This is a genomic window from Bacillus sp. Bvel1, assembly GCF_014872755.1.
GTDB lineage: Bacteria > Bacillota > Bacilli > Bacillales > Bacillaceae > Bacillus > Bacillus velezensis.
Genome location: NZ_JAAOBZ010000008.1, coordinates 601,575 through 618,883 on the forward strand (window position 1 = coordinate 601,575; position 17,309 = coordinate 618,883).

Below are 17,309 nucleotides of genomic sequence, written 5' to 3' on the forward strand. Positions count from 1 at the left end.
AAATCCTTAATGTCCGTATACTTTAGCCTTTACATAAAAGCTTTCCCTCGGACTGTAAAATTAATCGTAAAAATTATTTAGCGATAACTTGTTTATATTGCGGTCTCCACATTGCATCAAGAACGGCTTGTTCTACATTCTCAGGAATGCGGTTTGCCACGCCTTCTTTAATGGCAGTTTCCGCTACGGCGATCGCAACTTTAATTGAAACTTCTTGTAAGTCGCTCATGCTCGGCAGAAGGCCTGCACCCGGTGTTTCAAAATCAACGCTTTCTGCGATTGCGTCAGCAGTTGCCGCAAACATTGCAGGAGTAATCACTTTCGCTTCTACAACGATTGAACCGAGACCAAGTCCAGGGAACGCGAATGCGTTGTTAGATTGTCCGATTTCATGAGAAACGCCATTGTACTCTACATTGTCAAACGGGCTTCCTGTCGCCACAAGCACTTTGCCGTCAGTCCATTTGAATAGATCGCTAGGAACGGCTTCAGCAAGCGGTGTCGGGTTAGACATCGGCATGATGACCGGACGCTCAACGTGTTTTGCCATTTCTTTGACGATTTCTTCACTGAACGCGCCGCTTTGGCCTGATGTACCGATTAAGATTGTCGGTTTCGCTTGACGGATCACTTCAATGAAAGGAATTTGTCCGTTTTCATCGCGTTTCCAATCTTTAATTTCTTCAGCTGTGCGCAGGTACGGCTCTTGGAAATCAAGAATGTTTTCCATACCTTCAATTAACAAGCCTCTGTAGTCCATTGTGTAGAACGCTTTGTTGGCTTCTTCTTCAGAAAGACCGGCAAGCACCATAGTGTCGCGGATTTGGTCAGCGATTCCGATTCCGGCAGATCCCGCACCGAAGACAACCACACGCTGGTCTTTAATAGACGCGCCTGTTTTCTTCATAGCCGCAAGCACACCTGCAAGCGTAATCGCGCCTGTTCCTTGAATGTCATCGTTGAATGTAAGAATTTCATGATTGTATTTCTTCATGATATTGCGCGCGTTTTTGTTTCCAAGGTCTTCCCAGTGAAGAAGAGCTTTAGGGAAATATTTAAGCGCAGCTTTTACATAAGCGTCAATGAAAGCTTCATAACGTTCGCCTTGGATACGTTCATGGCGGTTACCGATGTATAAAGGATCGTTCAGAAGTTTTTCGTTGTTCGTACCGACGTCAAGAACGACAGGAATAACACGGCTTGGGTCAATACCGGCAGCAGCTGTGTATACGGCTAATTTACCGATGGCGATGTTGATACCGCCTACACCCCAGTCTCCGATTCCGAGGATGCTTTCTGAGTCTGTCGCAACGATCAGATCAATATCTCCGGCAGTGGCATGAAGGTTTTCAAATGCCTCTTCGATTCCTTCTACATTGTCGATAGAAAGGTAAATCCCTTGAGGTCTTCTGTACTCATGGCTGTATTCTTGAATCGCTTCACCGACAGTCGGTGTGTAAACAACCGGCAGCATTTCACGAAGATGGTTTTGAAGCAATTTAAAGAAAAGAACTTCGTTACGGTTTTGCAAATCATTCAAATACACGTTTTGGCGAAGGCGGTCCGGCTGAGCTTGAAACTGCTCGTATGCGCGTTTTGCCTGCTCATCAAGAGACAGAATGGTCGGAGGAAGCAGCCCGTCTAATCCAAGGCTTTTTCTTTCTTCTGCTGAAAACGCAACACCTTTATTTAAAGTAGGGATAGATAGAACTTCTTTTCCTCTTAAAGTAGTTTCTAAGTTGCCTTCCTTCGTTACTTTAATATTATTCAAGAAAATCTCCTTCTTTCTTCAAATAGTTAACAAAGTTAAGTAATTACCCATTTTGGCTAGTGTGATCGCGATCTGCTATATCTTTTTTTGACAATTATTCGAACAATGTCTCATAACTATTTACATTACTTAGTCATTTTATGCCTGTAAAAATGAAAATTCAAGAGATGAAAATTACTTAATTTTTTCATACTCTTTTTTAAGTTAATTAACTACAATTTTTGAAAAACCGTCAAAAAAACACCGGATTTTTTACCGATGTTTTCATGAAAAGGGTTATTTATCAGTCTGTTTTTTCGGCACTTCGTGGTGATGTCTGCATCTCGCTTCGTATGACTCCGACGCGCCGACTAAAATGACCGGATCATCATAGGAAGCGGGCTTCCCGTCAATCAAACGCTGCGTACGGCTTGCCGGCGACCCGCAAACGGAGCAGACCGCCTGCAGCTTCGTCACTGATTCGGCAACCGCCATCAGATTCGGCACCACACCGAACGGCTCTCCCCGGAAATCCATATCAAGTCCGGCCGCGATGACACGATAGCCTTTATCCGCAAGCAAGGATAAGTCGCCGATGATCGATTCGCCGAAAAACTGCACTTCATCTACCGCGATGACGTCCGTGTTTTCACTGATATGATCCCATATTTCAGCCGAAGACGAGATGACGTGGCTTGTGATGGATGTGCCGTTGTGAGAAACGACAGCCTCCTCACTGTAGCGATTATCAATGGCAGGTTTGAACACCTTGACCTCCTGCTTCGCATATGTCGCTCTTTTCACTCTGCGGATCAGCTCTTCTGATTTCCCAGAGAACATGCTGCCGCATATCAGCTCAAGCCATCCGCTTTGCTTCATTATGTACATAGGCTATCCGCTCCCCTTTTTTTCCTGTTTATGGACATAAAAAACAGGCAAGAAGCAATTCTTGCCTGCCTGTAAAATCTATTATTACTTAAGACCGTATTTTTTGTTAAAGCGATCAACACGACCATCAGCAGAAGCGAATTTTTGACGTCCAGTGTAGAATGGGTGGCATTCAGAGCAAATCTCAACGCGTACCTCTTCTTTTACTGAGCCTGTTTCAAATTCATTTCCGCAAGCGCATTTAACTGTTGCTTTTTTGAAATTAGGATGAATTCCTGCTTTCATTGTATCCATCTCCTTCCGCCCTGAATCCCGTGTGGAAACAGAGTTATTATTCCGGAGCGAATCCGGAACGCATATGAGAGAATTATATCAGTCATTTACTGCATTTGCAAATACATTTTTTATCAGCGGCGGGCTGATGATGAAAGGTTTGCCTGCTTCCATTCTTGGTTGATCAGATCGAAGAATTCCTGATTCGTTTTTGTTTTTTTCATTTTTCTCATAAACTTCTCTGCGAAGTCCGGAGAATCAGACATCGATTTGCGGATCGCCCATAGACGGTCAAGATGCTCTTTCGGCACGAGCAGCTCTTCCTTCCGCGTGCCGGAGCGGCGGATATCGATCGCCGGGAAAATCCGTCTTTCCGCAAGAGAACGGTCAAGGTGAAGCTCCATGTTGCCCGTTCCTTTAAACTCTTCATAGATGACGTCATCCATCCGGGAGCCCGTGTCTACGAGCGCCGTCGCCAAAATGGTCAGGCTGCCGCCCTCTTCAATGTTTCTCGCGGCACCGAAAAAGCGCTTCGGACGATGGAACGCAGCCGGGTCAATCCCGCCGGAAAGCGTACGTCCGCTTGGCGGGATAACGAGGTTGTAGGCCCGTGCCAGGCGGGTAATGCTGTCCATCAGAATGATAACGTCTTTTTTGTGTTCAACGAGACGCATCGCCCGTTCAAGCACAAGCTCCGCTACCTTAATGTGATTTTCCGGCACTTCATCGAACGTCGAGCTGACGACATCGCCCGCTACGGAACGTTCAATATCCGTTACTTCTTCCGGTCTTTCATCAATTAAGAGAACGATCAATTCAGCGTCAGGCTGATTTGTCGTAATGCTGTTAGCGATTTCTTTTAACAGCATGGTTTTACCGGCTTTCGGCGGCGCCACGATCAGACCGCGCTGGCCGAAACCGACGGGAGCCATCATATCGAGAATTCTTGTTGAGAGATAATTCGGTTTCGTCTCAAGCACCATTTGGCGGTCCGGATAAAGCGGAGTCAGCGCAGGAAAATGAACGCGCTCTTTCGCAGATTCCGGATCGTCTCCATTTACCGCTTCAACGTGCAAAAGTCCGTAATAGCGTTCGTTTTCTTTCGGCGGACGCACCTTGCCGGATACTTTGTCACCGTTTCTTAAATCAAAGCGGCGGATCTGGGAAGCAGAAATGTAGATGTCTTCTGAGCTTGGCGAGTAATTAATCGGTCTGAGGAAGCCGAATCCTTCCGATTGGATGATTTCGAGCACGCCTTCCATAAACAGAAGATCCTCCTGCTCGGCGTTGGCTTTCAGGATGGCAAAGATTAATTCTTTTTTAGTCAGTTTGCTGTAGTAGGAGATTTTATAATGTCTGGCCAGTTCATATAGTTCTTTTAATTTCATATTTTCCAAAGAGGAAATAGATACGTCTTTCATAAAAACACCACGCTTTTCATAGTCAATGTATTGCTGTTTTCATTCAAATCGGCTGCTTCGCATGATTCCGCCAAAGCACATTCTTTTATAAAACGTTCAGGAACTTCTATCGGTAACACTTCCACCCATGATCGGCGCTTTTTTAAAAAAGGAATGTCTTAATGAGTTTTGAAGGAAGCGAGGACAAAAACTTGAGAAGATCAATATTTATATCGTCTGTATGCGGTAGAATTTGAAAATTTCCCAGTACTCAAAAGAAGGAATGACACAGAAAAATCGCAGCACTCTTTATTTTTACCTCATTTCAAAAAATTATTCAACTTAAATAATGCTTTGACATATAAATGATAGGGTTGACTCTTTTTTGCAAAAGAAAAGCGGGACTTTCCGTCCCGCTTTTCTCTATTTATGGCCGGATCACAAGATTTGGTTTTTTCTTCAGGCTGTGTCTTCCGTCAACGAATCGGACCGTTCCTGATTTCGCCCGGATGACCAGGCTTTCAGTCGTGCCGACGGAGCCTTTGAACTGAACGCCTTTCAGCAGCTCTCCGTCCGTGACGCCCGTTGCGGCAAAAATGGCGTCATCCCCTCTCACAAGGTCCTCCATCCGGAGCACTTTGGATACATCAAGGCCCATTCGCTCACAGCGGGCCTGCTCTTCCGCACTTTGCGGCAGAAGCCTGCCGATGATTTCGCCGCCGAGCGCTTTTAACGCAACGGCAGACAGCACGCCTTCAGGAGCCCCGCCTGAACCGAAGAGAATGTCTACTCCCGTATGGTCAAAGGCCGTATTGATGGCGCCCGCGACATCGCCGTCGTTGATCAGTTTGATTCTGGCGCCCGCCTCACGCAATTCAGAGATGATTTTTTCGTGTCTGTCACGATTTAAAATGGTTGCCACGACATCTTCAATGTCTTTGTTTTTCGCTTTCGCAACGGCTTTTAAGTTATCAATGACAGGCGCTTCGATATCGATGCAGCCTACCGCTTCGGGACCGACCGCGATTTTTTCCATATACATATCCGGGGCGTTCAGCAATGTTCCATGGTCGGCGACCGCGATCACCGTCAGCGCATTCCAGCCGCCGCTCGCTACGATGTTTGTGCCTTCAAGAGGATCGACGGCGACATCGACGCGCGGGCCGTATCCGTTTCCAAGCTTTTCGCCGATGTAAAGCATCGGCGCTTCATCCATCTCGCCTTCCCCGATCACGACCGTGCCTTTCATCGGCACCGTGTCAAACACGTCACGCATTGCGCTTGTCGCCGCATCATCAGCTTCATCTTTTTTCCCGCGGCCCATCCATCTGGCAGATGCTAAAGCCGCCGCTTCAGTGACTCGAACCAATTCCATCGATAAGCTTCTTTCCATTTCAACACGATCTCCTCTCAAAAGTCCGCATTTCTATGAATTTTGGAGCTGTTCTATCTCTTCGTCCGTCAGCCTTTGCCGCCAGATTGTGGCGCCCAGACCTTCGAGTTTTTTCTCAAGATTGCTGTAGCCGCGGTCTAAATGCTCAAGACCGGTAATTTCGGTTACGCCGTCAGCCATGAGCCCGGCGACGACCAGACAAGCGCCTGCACGCAGATCGCTCGCCTTTACTTTTGCGCCCTGAAGCTCGGCCGGACCGGTGATAATGGCCGACCTGCCTTCCACTTTCATATTGGCCCCCATCCGTCTCAGCTCATCAATATGTTTAAATCGGGCCGAGTAGATGGTGTCGGTTACGACGCTCGTGCCGCTGGCTCTCGTTAACAGAGATGTCATCGGCTGCTGAAGATCAGTCGGGAATCCCGGGTAAACAAGCGTTTTCACGTCGACCGGTTTTATCTGCTTCTGCCCGCCGAGCATAAGAAGCTGATCGTCACTCGTCTCAATGTAAAAACCCATTTCCCTGAGCTTCGCCGTTAAAGACTCCAAGTGAGTCGGTATAACATTATCAATAATGACTTCTTTCCCCATCGCGGCGCCGGCGATCATAAAGGTGCCCGCCTCAATTCTGTCCGGAATGATCGTATGCCTGCATCCGTGCAGCTCTTTTACGCCGTCGATTCTGATTACATTGGTTCCCGCACCTTTGATCTTTGCGCCCATGCTGGTGAGCAATGTGGCAACATCAATAATCTCAGGTTCCTTGGCGGCGTTTTCTATCACGGTTTTACCTTCAGCCAGTACAGCGGCAAGCATGATATTAATCGTCGCTCCGACGCTGACGACATCTAAATAAATCCGTGCGCCTCTCAGCCTTTCGGCGCGCAGATAAATCGCGCCTTGTTCATTGGTGACTTCCGCTCCAAGCGCCTCAAACCCTTTGATATGCTGGTCAATCGGCCGCGGACCGAGATGGCATCCGCCCGGCAGTCCGATGACCGCCTGTTTGAAGCGGCCGAGCATCGCGCCCATTAAGTAATAGGAAGCGCGGAGTTTTTTCACTTTGCCGTTGGGAAGCGGCATGCTGATCATCGGGGAAGGGTCAACGACCATTTCTCCTTTTTCAAAATGGACGTTTCCGCCGATTTCTTTCAGCAGGTCACGCAGCGTTTCAATATCTGAGATCTCCGGAAGCCCTTCGATCGTTACTTCGGAATTTGCCAGAATGGTTGCGGGTATCAATGCGACGGCGCTGTTTTTCGCACCGCTGATATGTACGGTTCCGTTTAACGGATCGCCGCCGGCAATATTCAACTTTTCCATGATAGTCTCCTTCCATAAGAAGATAGCTGCGGAGCGTAAATAAAATGGCATTTTATTCTGTCTCTGCAAATAAAGCTCTTGTCCAAAATGTAGCCAATTCGAAGAGAAAGAATACAAGGACATTATAAAATAACAGGAAGAAAATAGCGAAGCTTTGCGGGGCATTTTTAACACAGGATGCACAGAGGCCCGCCGGGTTCATATTCCGGGGAAACACACTCTTCACTTTGATACTGAAGGCCCGCTGCCAAACAGGAAAACATAAGGGTGCGGCAAACGGATGCAACCGGTTTGCCGCCCTTTTCGCCCCTTATTTATTCCAGTCAGCCAAGAATTGCTCGATGCCTTTATCCGTTAACGGATGTTTCGTCAGCTGGTGAATGACTTTCAGCGGCATCGTACCGATATGCGCACCGCGTAAAGCGGCTTCAGTCACGTGCTGCGCATGACGGATGGAAGCTGCGATGATTTGAGTATCAATGTCATGAATGTCAAAAATCTGTCTTATTTCTGAAATCAGTTCAAGACCGTTATGGCCGATGTCATCCAGACGGCCTAAGAACGGAGATACATAAGTCGCCCCGGCTCTTGCCGCCAAAAGCGCCTGGTTGGCGCTGAAAATGAGCGTTACGTTTGTTTTAATGTTCAGGTCGCTCAGCGCTTTTACGGCTTTTAACCCTTCAGACGTCATCGGGATTTTCACCGTAATATTCGGCGCGATTTTCGCAAGTTCTTTACCTTCTTCAATCATTTCTTCAGCATTCAGGGAAATGACTTCCGCGCTTACTGATCCGCTCACGACTTCCGTAATTTCACGAAGTCTGTCATGGAAAGACACGTCAGCTTCTTTCGCCACTAAACTAGGGTTTGTCGTAACTCCGGCAAGAACGCCAAGTTCATAAGCTTCTTTAATCTCGTCAATGTTTGCTGTATCAATGAAAAATAACATAAGGAAAGCCTCCCCAGTAATAAATTTTCAGAACTGTAAAACATGATTGCGCTTTCTAAAGGTAAGACATAAAACCGCCTGTCAATGCTGTCAGGCGGTTTATGGATGTTACATTGGATTAAGCTTGGTTTGAAGAACCGAACTCACGCATTTTGCCGATAACCGTTTCTTTGATCGCTTCACGAGCAGGTCCAAGATATTTACGAGGATCGTATTCGTTCGGCTTAGCTGCCAATGTTTCGCGGACAGCTTTTGCAGAAGAAATTTGGTTTTCAGTGTTTACGTTGATTTTAGCCGTACCAAGTGAGATTGATTTTTTAATGTCGGCAGTCGGAATTCCTGTACCGCCGTGAAGTACTAACGGAAGGCCGGTTGATTTGCCGATATCTTCCATTTCTTTGAAACCGAGGTTCGGTTCGCCTTTGTAAGGGCCGTGAACAGAACCCAGTGCAGGTGCAAGGCAGTCGATGCCAGTGCGCTCTACAAGTTCTTGACACTCTTTAGGGTCAGCATAGATTACGCCTTCAGCGATCACGTCATCTTCCTGTCCGCCTACAGTTCCAAGCTCTGCTTCAACTGAAACGCCGTGGAAATGAGCAAGCTCAACCACTTTAGCTGTAGTTGCTACGTTTTCCTCAAACGGATGGTGAGATGCGTCGATCATTACAGAAGTGAAACCTGCATGAATCGCTTTCGCACAAGATTCAAAGCTTGAACCGTGGTCTAAGTGAATCGCGACAGGAACTGTCACTTTGTATTCTTCCATAAGAGCTTTAACCATGGCAACCACTGTTTTGAAGCCGCCCATGTAGCGTCCCGCGCCTTCTGAAACACCAAGAATAACCGGGGATTTTTCCTCTTCTGCTGCTTGTAAAATAGCTTGAGTGAACTCAAGGTTATTTAAGTTAAATTGTCCAACAGCATATCCTTTTTCTTTAGCTGTATTCAACATTTCCGTCATTGAAACTAAAGGCATGTCGAAAGTCCTCCTTATGTAGCCTGATTTGCTTCTTCTCGAAAAAAGCTTTCCACCTATAGCATGACCATAAAAACCTGTCATATGTAAAACAACAGATCGCTTTTTCTCCATCTCTAGGATACCAACTTTTCGACAAATCGGCAACACAATGACATAATTGTTTCTAATTTTATTAATTCGATTTTAGAGGTAAATATTTTTTAACCGCGTCTCTGATCTCATCAATGTCAAAAGGTTTCGCAAAATGAGTCAGCGCTCCGAGCTCTTTTGATTCCTTAATCATATCGAGTTCTCCGTAAGCGGTCATGATAATGACGCGGATGGATTCGTCGATCATCTTCATGCGCTTGAGAATTTCGATTCCGTCCATGCCGGGGATTTTCATATCTAAAAGCACGAGATCGGGCCGTTCTTTCGTTACGATGTCCAGCGCCTGTATGCCGTTGGCGGCCTGTAACGTCTGGTACCCTTCTTTATGGAACACTTCATTGAGCAATATGCGTATACCGTATTGGTCATCTACGATTAAAATCTTTTCATTCATCATTTTACACCCCAATATTATCATTTTCGTCAAAAGGAAGCAGTTGTTTATGTATTCTGTTTGATTTTCACATTTCCTTTAATTATAATAGTCTACTTTCCGACATTTTCTGAGCATTTTCTCTTTTGTTGTATACTGTTCTTGTATGTGTAAAGGAGGTTTCACTCATGTTAAAGATATTTACGACGCAGCTTGCAGGCATTTTTTCCCGCATTCAGGATAAGGAGTCCGAAGCAATAGAAGACGGCGCGCGCCTGCTGGCGCAGGCAGCCGTCAGCGGTCATACCATTTATTTATACGGCGCAAATGAGATGCAGGGCATTTTGTGCGAGGCGGAGCTCGGCTCAGAACCGATGCCTTCTGTCAAAGCGTTTCCGGATACAGCTGATTCGATTACAGAAAGCGACAGGGTGCTGATGTTTTGTTCAGGTCCGGGCACGGCTGAAGAACAGGCGCTGGCTCAAAAGCTTTATGAAAAAGGGGTCGGCCTCGTTTGCGTATCTCCTGTCATCAAAGATCAAACCGGGATTGAGGAATTTTGTGATGTTCATATTGACAGCAAATTAAAAATGCCGCTTCTGCCCGATGAAGACGGGACAAGATACGGCTTTCCTTCATTAATGACAGGCCTGTATGTCTATCACGCGCTGTCCTTTACGTTAAAGGAAATGATGCAGGAATATGCCTGATGCAGAAAAAAGACTTGCCGCTTTTAAAGGAGGCAAGTCTTTTTTTATTACTTCTGTTCTGCAGCTTGTACGGAAGCGCCGATAAAGTCTTTGAATAAAGGCTGAGGTCTTGTCGGTCTTGATTTGAACTCAGGGTGGAACTGGCAAGCGACATACCAAGGATGGTCTTTCAGCTCGATGATTTCCACAAGACGGCCGTCAGGGCTTGTTCCTGAGAACACAAAACCGTTCTCTTCCATTTGCTGTCTGTATTCGTTGTTGAATTCATAACGGTGGCGGTGGCGTTCGTATACCACTTCATCCGCATACGCTTCGAAGGCTTTCGTGTCTTCCTGAAGCTTACAAGGGTACAGTCCGAGACGAAGCGTTCCTCCAAGATCCTCGACATCTTTTTGTTCTGGCAGAAGGTCGATGATCGGATAAGGAGTGGACGGATCGATCTCCGCAGAGTGAGCCCCTTCCAGACCTAATACGTTTCGCGCATATTCAATGGATGCAATCTGCATACCGAGGCAGATGCCGAAGAACGGAATTTTATTCTCACGCGCATACTTGGCGGCGATGATTTTCCCTTCTACGCCGCGGTCCCCGAAACCGCCGGGCACGATGATTCCGTCTGTGCCGCCAGTCAGCTCTTGAATATTGCTTTCTGTCACTTCTTCGGCGTTAATCCATTTGATCTTCACATCAGCGTCAAACGCATAGCCCGCGTGGCGCAGTGATTCAACGACTGAAATGTAAGCGTCCTGAAGCTCGACGTATTTACCGACAAGGCTGATTGTAATGGTTTTAGACAAGTTTTTCACTTTCGTGACAAGGTCTTTCCATTCCGTCATATCCGGGTCTTTGCATTCTAATTTCATATGATCGCAGACAAGCTTATCGAGTCCCTGCTCCTGAAGGTTAAGCGGGATGGAGTAAAGGTTGTCCGCATCTTCACACTCGATGACCGCTTTCGTGTCAATATCGCAGAAGAGCGCAATTTTATCTTTCATATCTTGAGAAATCGGCATTTCCGTGCGCACAACGATGATATTAGGCTGAATACCGAGGCTTCTCAGCTCTTTTACGCTGTGCTGCGTCGGTTTTGTTTTCAGCTCGCCCGCCGCTTTGATGTACGGAACAAGCGTACAGTGAATGTACATCACGTTTTCATGGCCGATGTCGCTTTTCATTTGACGGATGGCTTCAAGGAACGGAAGAGATTCGATGTCTCCCACTGTTCCGCCGATCTCAGTAATGACTACATCTGCGTTTGTTTCTTTGCCTGCACGGTACACACGGTCTTTCAGTTCATTTGTGATGTGCGGAATGACCTGAACCGTTCCGCCGAGGTAGTCCCCGCGGCGCTCTTTTTTCAATACGGCAGAATAGATTTTACCTGTCGTCACGTTGCTGAATCTGTTCAGATTAATGTCAATGAACCGCTCATAATGCCCTAAGTCAAGGTCAGTCTCAGCGCCGTCATCGGTAACGAATACCTCACCGTGCTGGTACGGGCTCATCGTTCCCGGGTCAACGTTGATATAAGGGTCAAATTTTTGGATGGTGACGCTCATGCCTCTGTTTTTCAAAAGGCGGCCAAGTGATGCTGCCACAATTCCTTTTCCGAGTGATGATACAACTCCCCCGGTTACAAAAATATATTTCGTCATTTCGTTTGCTCCTCTCTTCGGTCTGCGCTACATTCCTTAAAATGTGCCGTTTTATAGAAAATCATTTCACTAAAAACAAATGATGTGTAAAAGAATTTGGGAGATGAAAATAAGAAAGCTCCCTTTCAATTTCTTGAAAGGGAGCGTAGCACTCTTATGAATTCTCTTCTTTTTGAAGAGCCCAAAATACATACTACATAGTTCGACAATGAAAGTCAAGATCGTTTTGCTGATATAAAATCAGTCTTTGCGATCCTCTTCCTCATCATCATAATCTTCCTCATCTTCTTCAATCATCTCATCTTCAATCTCAAGCTCGTCGTCATCTTCTTCATCGATATCTTCGTCGTCAAAGCTGTCTGCGTCAAGGTCAATATCTTCTTCCATTTCATCGAGATCGATGTCATCTTCATCAACTTCCTCGAATTCATCAAGGTCGAGATCTTCCTCAACGGCTTTTTTCGCTTTTTTCTTTTTCGCTTTTACAGTCGGCTGTGTTTCTTCGTCCAGCTGATCGTACGGATACCAGCTGCGGAGCCCCCATGTCTGATCTGACAGAGCAATAAAGCGGCCGTCAATGTTGAGGTCTGTATAAAATTGGGCGATACGGTCGCCCAGTTCCTCTTTCGTAACACCGAGCAAGGAGATCATTTCATTCAGCAGCTCCTGGAACGGAACCGGTTTTTTATGTTCTGAGAAAATTTCGTGAGCGATTTCAACTAAAGCCATCTGCTTCAGCTGTTCCTGAGAATATTGTTTGATACTCAAGGTCGGACACTCCCTTTCTATTACTTATATGTATCTGTTTCTATCCTATAATAAGAACGAATTTGTATTGTTTTGTTCATAAACCATACCTCTCATTATAAACAAATTAAAACAGAATATGCTACCCTAAACAGCGTAATTTAAGAAATTTTAGAGCCTTCCCTTCATAAATCGGCTGATGTGCGAAAACAAAGCCGCCGGCATATGCGCCGGCGGCCCGCTTCTTTCTATAAAGACTCTTGTTTTTCGGCGCCGAATACAGACATGGCGAGCAATTCACTGACATCATAAGTGCCGATCGCGTCTTCGGCTTCTTTCGCTTTCGTCCCGTCACCGAGCATGGTCAGACAGTAAGGACATCCGGAGCTGATGACCGTCGGACTGACAGAAAGCGCCTGCTCAGTCCGGGCCGTGTTGATCCTCGCTCCCGTTTCTTCTTCCATCCACATGAGCCCTCCCCCGGCGCCGCAGCACATCCCGTTTTCGCGGCTGCGCTCCATTTCCTTCAATTGAACGCCCGGAATGGCTTTTAAGATCGCTCTCGGCGGCTCATACACTTCGTTGTATCTTCCTAAATAGCACGAGTCATGGAAGGTAATCGTTTCATTGACCGGGTGAAGCGGTTTTAGTTTCCCCTGTGACACAAGCTCGGCTAATAATTCAGTATGATGATAGACTTCGGCCCGGAATCCGAAATCAGGGTATTCATTTTTGAACATATTATAGGCGTGCGGATCAATTGTGACGATTTTTTTGATTCCGTATTTTTCAAATTCGCCGATGTTGTGTTCCGCCAGCTCTTGGAACAGAAACTCGTTGCCCAAACGGCGCGGCGTATCGCCTGAGTTTTTTTCCTTATTGCCGAGAATCGCAAAGGATACGCCCGCTTCATTGAGCAGCTTTGCAAATGAGACGGCAATCTTTTGGCTCCTGTTGTCGTAGGAACCCATTGAGCCGACCCAAAACAAATAGTCGAACTCTTTGTCTTGTTTTTTCATTTCTTTCACTGTCGGAATCTCTGTATCAGCCTGCTCCCGCCAGTTCTCCCGCTCTTTCCGGTTTAAGCCCCACGGGTTTCCCTGTCTTTCAATGCTTGTCATGGCCCGCTGCGCGTCGCTGTCCATCTTCCCTTCCGTAAGCACAAGATAGCGGCGCAGATCGATAATTTTATCAACGTGTTCATTCATGACCGGACATTGATCTTCACAGTTGCGGCAAGTGGTGCACGCCCAAATCTCCTCTTCCGTGATGACCTCGCCGATTAAGCTCGGGTTGTAATCAATGGCTGCCGCCGCTTCACGCGATCCTCCCCCTGAGGAAGCCGCGGCGAGCTGATTCGCCTTCGTGTGCTGAAAAACGGGTGCGGGCACCCACGGAGATTTTGATGTCACGGCAGCGCCTTTTTCCGTCAAATGGTCTCTGAGCTTTAAAATGAGGTCCATCGGCGAGAGCATCTTGCCCGTACCGGAGGCCGGACACATATTTGTACAGCGGCCGCATTCGACGCAGGCGTAAAGGTCGACAAGCTGAGAGCGGCGGAAGTCTTCAATCTTTCCGACGCCGTAGCTTTCTTTCGTCTCATCGGTAAAATCGATTTTTTCCAGCTTTCCTTTTGAATCCAGCCTGCTGAGGAACACATTCGCCGGACCCGCAATTAAGTGCGCATGCTTTGATTGCGGCACGTACACTAAAAAGCTGAGCAAAAACAACAGATGAAGCCACCATGAAACATAAAATACGGCGGCGGCCGCCGGCGCTGAAAGACTGCCGAGCACAAACGCAATGGAGGAAGCGATCGGTTCCGTCCAAGACAGAGAATGATCGTGCCATAAAAGGTTCATGGCGTTCCCGAGCAGCACCGTCACCATCAGTCCGCCGATAAACAGCAGGACAAGCCCCGCTTTAAACCCGCGTTTCAATCTGACGAGCTTTTCAATGTAGCGCCGGTAAAACGCCCAGACTACGGCGATTAAAATCAGAAACGTGACGATTTCCTGAAAAAAGGTAAATGCCGGATAAAGCGGGCCGAACGGCAGATGCCGGTCAGGAAGCAGCCCTTTCAGAATAAAATCAATTGCGCCGAACTGAACGAGTATAAAACCGTAAAAAAACAGAACGTGGATGATTCCGCTCTTTTTATCTTTCAGCAATTTTTTCTGTCCGAACACATTCACCCATATCTTCTGAAGACGTTCTTTCAGGCGTTTATCAAATTCTTCCCTTTGGCCGAGCTTAATATAAGCGATCCTCGTTCTGATCAGGTAAACGAATAAATAAACGGCGTAAGCGGTTACAGCTGAAAACAGCAGCGCGTTTACCATGAGAAATGCGTTCATCTTGTCTCCCCCTTTGTTCTGATTCCCCTCTTCATTGTCATATCTTTACTTTATCATAAATAATGAATGAGTGTTCAGTCAATAATTAAATTCACATTCTCAGGGCACACTACGGATACTTCGGAAAGGAGCGTCGGTATGAAGGTCATTTTTGTGTTGCTTGTCATTTTTATCATATTGATCGCACTTATGCTGCTTGATATGCTGCTTGGCCGGGCGGCGTACAAAAAACAGGCGTATGAGCCCGTTTTTGACCCCAAAAAAAGTGATATCACACTCATTCACTGCGGCAGCGAGCTTGTGCAGCAGATGACGGCTGATATCCGCCAAGCCGTCTCTTCTATTCATATGATGTTTTTTATTATGAAGAACGACCAAGTCAGCCATGAGATGTTTGATTTATTGAAAGAAAAGGCCCGGGCCGGCGTCTCCGTATATCTGCTGCTCGATTGGGCGGGCAGCCGCCAAGTGAAAAAGCCTTCCATTCAAACGATGAAAAAAGCCGGCGTTCACGTTCATTTTCTAAATAAACCGGCATTTCCCTTTCTTTTTTTCAGGCTGCAAAAACGGAATCACCGGAAAGTGACCGTCATTGACGGCAAAATCGGCTATGTCGGCGGCTTTAATATCGCTGAAGAGTACCTCGGCAAAAAAGCGAAGTTCGGAAACTGGGAGGATTATCACCTGCGGATGACCGGCGAAGGCACGGCGGATCTTCAGACTCTTTTTGTAAGCGACCTGAAACGAAACACCGGAAAAACACCCGAATCACCCGGGGTTTATCCGGCATTATCCGAAGGGAATATCTCTCATAGGACATATGCATCTGACGGTTTTTCGCTTGAATCGCATTATGAAAACTGCATCCGTAAGGCGGAGAAAAAAATCATCATCGGCACGCCTTATTATGTACCGAGCAAAAAGCTTCAGGAAGCGCTTATTTCAGCCTGCCGAAAAGGCGTCAAAGTCATCTTGATCGTTCCAATGAAATCAGATCACCCGCTCGTTCGGGAAACAGCTTTTACCTATTATCCCGAGCTCCTGAAGGCCGGCTGCCTCATCTATCGGTATTATCAAGGCTTTTATCATGTTAAAGCCTTCATTATAGATGACCGCATCAGCATTATCGGCACGCCGAATTTTGATAAACGGAGCCTGTTCTGGAATGAAGAGGTAAATGTCATCATTCATGATGAGGCCTTTACAAAGGAAGTGCTTTCAACCATAAAGCAGGACATCGAAAAATCCGAGCTTCTCACATTAGAAAAAGTGAAACAGCGCTCCGTCAGACAGCTTCCTGCAGAATGGCTGGGAAAGGCCATATCTTACTTTTTATAAAGGAGAAACCATATGCTGTTCAGATTCGGATTCGTCGCAAACGCCATGTGCCTTTGGGACGCGTCCCCCGCCAAAACCTTAACATATGCGCGCTATACCAAGCTTTCCCGCAGTGAGCGGAAAGACGCTCTGCTTTCTGTGACGAAAGCAAATCTTACCAATACGCTGCGCACCCTCCACTATGTGGTCGGCCACGGCATCCCTTTGTACAGGTTCTCAAGCTCAATTGTGCCGCTCGCCACGCACCCGGATGTACTGTGGGATTTTGTCACGCCGTTTCGCCAGGAGTTTCGTGAGATCGGCGGGCTGGTCAGAAAATATGACCTCAGAACGAGCTTTCATCCGAACCAATTCACGCTTTTTACAAGCCCGAAACGGGAGATTACCGCAAATGCGGTCAAGGATATGGCCTATCATTATGACATGCTGGACACAATGGGCATCGCGGACCGTTCCGTCATCAACATCCATGTCGGAGGCGCTTACGGTGACAAACAAAGCGCGCTTGCCCGTTTCCGCGTGAATCTGAAAGAACTTCCCGATGTCATCAAACAGCGGATGACTTTAGAAAACGATGATAAAACATATACGTCCGAGGAAACACTCAGTGTATGTGAGCAAGAAGGCATTCCGTTTGTGTTTGATTATCACCATTTTTACGCCAATCCGGCCGATGACGCTGATTTAGATGACATTCTTCCGCGGATGATCAAAACATGGCAGCGGATCGGCTTAAAGCCGAAGGTCCATCTCTCCTCGCCAAAATCAGAATCAGCCGTACGCAGTCATGCGGACTATGTGGACGCGAATTTTATTCTGCCGGTGCTGGAGCGGTTCAGACAATGGGATGCGGACATCGATTTTATGATTGAGGCGAAAGAGAAAGACCGGGCGCTGCTCCGGCTCGTCGAAGAATTAAGCGCCATCCGCGGAGTTAAACGCCTGGCGGGCGGAGTGCTGAGGTGGAAGGCATAACCAGGTTTATCACCCGTTCATATGGGGAATTTCCGAAATAACAGACCAT

Annotated in this window: 15 protein-coding genes and 1 pseudogene; 3 read left to right on the plus strand and 13 right to left on the minus strand. The window is 46.9% G+C overall.

Features of this window, described 5'->3' with window-relative positions; all coding sequences use genetic code 11:
• Positions 1 to 73: 73 nt before the first annotated feature.
• From malS to spo0F, 10 genes and pseudogenes are all read right to left on the minus strand, one after another.
• The gene (malS, locus tag HAP68_RS17405; RefSeq protein ID WP_024085912.1) at positions 74 to 1,771 is read right to left on the minus strand and encodes an oxaloacetate-decarboxylating malate dehydrogenase; all 1,698 of its coding nucleotides are present in this window, start codon (positions 1,769 to 1,771) and stop codon (positions 74 to 76) included.
• Positions 1,772 to 2,047: 276 nt separating this feature from the next.
• Positions 2,048 to 2,638, minus strand: a complete 591-nt coding sequence (locus HAP68_RS17410; protein WP_024085913.1) for a thymidine kinase — start codon at positions 2,636 to 2,638, stop codon at positions 2,048 to 2,050.
• 84 nt (positions 2,639 to 2,722) lie between these two features.
• The gene (rpmE, locus tag HAP68_RS17415; RefSeq protein WP_003151132.1) at positions 2,723 to 2,923 is read right to left on the minus strand and encodes a 50S ribosomal protein L31; all 201 of its coding nucleotides are present in this window, start codon (positions 2,921 to 2,923) and stop codon (positions 2,723 to 2,725) included.
• Positions 2,924 to 3,045: 122 nt separating this feature from the next.
• On the minus strand, positions 3,046 to 4,332 hold the full coding sequence (rho, locus tag HAP68_RS17420) for a transcription termination factor Rho (RefSeq protein WP_003151107.1): 1,287 nt from the start codon (positions 4,330 to 4,332) through the stop codon (positions 3,046 to 3,048).
• Positions 4,329 to 4,537: pseudogene (locus HAP68_RS19865) on the minus strand (hypothetical protein). The gene rho and the pseudogene HAP68_RS19865 overlap by 4 nt, the downstream one beginning before the upstream one ends.
• A 201-nt stretch (positions 4,538 to 4,738) precedes the next feature.
• Positions 4,739 to 5,704 (minus strand): class II fructose-bisphosphatase, encoded by a 966-nt coding sequence (gene glpX / locus HAP68_RS17425; protein WP_003151105.1) that lies wholly within the window; start codon positions 5,702 to 5,704, stop codon positions 4,739 to 4,741.
• Positions 5,705 to 5,737: 33 nt separating this feature from the next.
• Positions 5,738 to 7,027, minus strand: a complete 1,290-nt coding sequence (locus HAP68_RS17430; RefSeq protein ID WP_014306008.1) for a UDP-N-acetylglucosamine 1-carboxyvinyltransferase — start codon at positions 7,025 to 7,027, stop codon at positions 5,738 to 5,740.
• Positions 7,028 to 7,337: 310 nt separating this feature from the next.
• Entirely contained in the window at positions 7,338 to 7,976 is a 639-nt protein-coding gene (gene fsa, locus HAP68_RS17435; protein WP_003151103.1) for a fructose-6-phosphate aldolase, read from the minus strand.
• A gap of 118 nt (positions 7,977 to 8,094) precedes the next feature.
• Positions 8,095 to 8,952: a class II fructose-bisphosphate aldolase gene (locus HAP68_RS17440; RefSeq protein WP_003151102.1), complete on the minus strand. Its 858-nt coding sequence runs from the start codon at positions 8,950 to 8,952 to the stop codon at positions 8,095 to 8,097.
• Between the two features lie 175 nt (positions 8,953 to 9,127).
• Entirely contained in the window at positions 9,128 to 9,502 is a 375-nt protein-coding gene (gene spo0F / locus HAP68_RS17445; RefSeq protein WP_192580583.1) for a sporulation initiation phosphotransferase Spo0F, read from the minus strand.
• Positions 9,503 to 9,666: 164 nt separating this feature from the next.
• Between spo0F and HAP68_RS17450 the strand changes: the two genes are divergently transcribed.
• Positions 9,667 to 10,188 (plus strand): DUF2529 domain-containing protein, encoded by a 522-nt coding sequence (locus HAP68_RS17450; RefSeq protein WP_003151099.1) that lies wholly within the window; start codon positions 9,667 to 9,669, stop codon positions 10,186 to 10,188.
• Positions 10,189 to 10,235: 47 nt separating this feature from the next.
• Here HAP68_RS17450 and pyrG read toward each other — a convergent pair whose 3' ends face one another.
• The 3 genes from pyrG to HAP68_RS17465 form a co-directional block, all read right to left on the minus strand.
• Positions 10,236 to 11,843: a glutamine hydrolyzing CTP synthase gene (gene pyrG, locus HAP68_RS17455; protein WP_003151098.1), complete on the minus strand. Its 1,608-nt coding sequence runs from the start codon at positions 11,841 to 11,843 to the stop codon at positions 10,236 to 10,238.
• Positions 11,844 to 12,083: 240 nt separating this feature from the next.
• Positions 12,084 to 12,611 carry a DNA-directed RNA polymerase subunit delta gene (rpoE, locus tag HAP68_RS17460; RefSeq protein WP_015387570.1) on the minus strand — a complete coding sequence of 176 codons (528 nt, stop codon included), beginning with the start codon at positions 12,609 to 12,611 and terminating at the stop codon, positions 12,084 to 12,086.
• 227 nt (positions 12,612 to 12,838) lie between these two features.
• Entirely contained in the window at positions 12,839 to 14,947 is a 2,109-nt protein-coding gene (locus tag HAP68_RS17465; RefSeq protein ID WP_024085914.1) for a (Fe-S)-binding protein, read from the minus strand.
• A 138-nt stretch (positions 14,948 to 15,085) separates the two neighbouring features.
• On the opposite strand from HAP68_RS17465, the gene cls reads away from it, so the two are divergent.
• Both cls and uvsE read left to right on the plus strand, forming a co-directional pair.
• On the plus strand, positions 15,086 to 16,285 hold the full coding sequence (gene cls / locus HAP68_RS17470) for a cardiolipin synthase (protein ID WP_003151091.1): 1,200 nt from the start codon (positions 15,086 to 15,088) through the stop codon (positions 16,283 to 16,285).
• Positions 16,286 to 16,297: 12 nt separating this feature from the next.
• Positions 16,298 to 17,260, plus strand: a complete 963-nt coding sequence (gene uvsE / locus HAP68_RS17475; RefSeq protein WP_024085915.1) for a UV DNA damage repair endonuclease UvsE — start codon at positions 16,298 to 16,300, stop codon at positions 17,258 to 17,260.
• The last annotated feature ends 49 nt before the right edge of the window (positions 17,261 to 17,309 follow it).

Coding starts and splice junctions, on each gene's coding strand:
- HAP68_RS17410 (WP_024085913.1), bottom strand. CDS start 2,638: ATGTACATAATGAAGCAAAGCGGATGGCTTGAGCTGATATGCGGCAGC.
- rpmE (WP_003151132.1), bottom strand. CDS start 2,923: ATGAAAGCAGGAATTCATCCTAATTTCAAAAAAGCAACAGTTAAATGC.
- rho (WP_003151107.1), bottom strand. CDS start 4,332: ATGAAAGACGTATCTATTTCCTCTTTGGAAAATATGAAATTAAAAGAA.
- glpX (WP_003151105.1), bottom strand. CDS start 5,704: ATGGAAAGAAGCTTATCGATGGAATTGGTTCGAGTCACTGAAGCGGCG.
- HAP68_RS17430 (WP_014306008.1), bottom strand. CDS start 7,027: ATGGAAAAGTTGAATATTGCCGGCGGCGATCCGTTAAACGGAACCGTA.
- fsa (WP_003151103.1), bottom strand. CDS start 7,976: ATGTTATTTTTCATTGATACAGCAAACATTGACGAGATTAAAGAAGCT.
- HAP68_RS17440 (WP_003151102.1), bottom strand. CDS start 8,952: ATGCCTTTAGTTTCAATGACGGAAATGTTGAATACAGCTAAAGAAAAA.
- spo0F (WP_192580583.1), bottom strand. CDS start 9,502: ATGATGAATGAAAAGATTTTAATCGTAGATGACCAATACGGTATACGC.
- HAP68_RS17450 (WP_003151099.1), top strand. CDS start 9,667: ATGTTAAAGATATTTACGACGCAGCTTGCAGGCATTTTTTCCCGCATT.
- pyrG (WP_003151098.1), bottom strand. CDS start 11,843: ATGACGAAATATATTTTTGTAACCGGGGGAGTTGTATCATCACTCGGA.
- HAP68_RS17465 (WP_024085914.1), bottom strand. CDS start 14,947: ATGAACGCATTTCTCATGGTAAACGCGCTGCTGTTTTCAGCTGTAACC.
- cls (WP_003151091.1), top strand. CDS start 15,086: ATGAAGGTCATTTTTGTGTTGCTTGTCATTTTTATCATATTGATCGCA.
- uvsE (WP_024085915.1), top strand. CDS start 16,298: ATGCTGTTCAGATTCGGATTCGTCGCAAACGCCATGTGCCTTTGGGAC.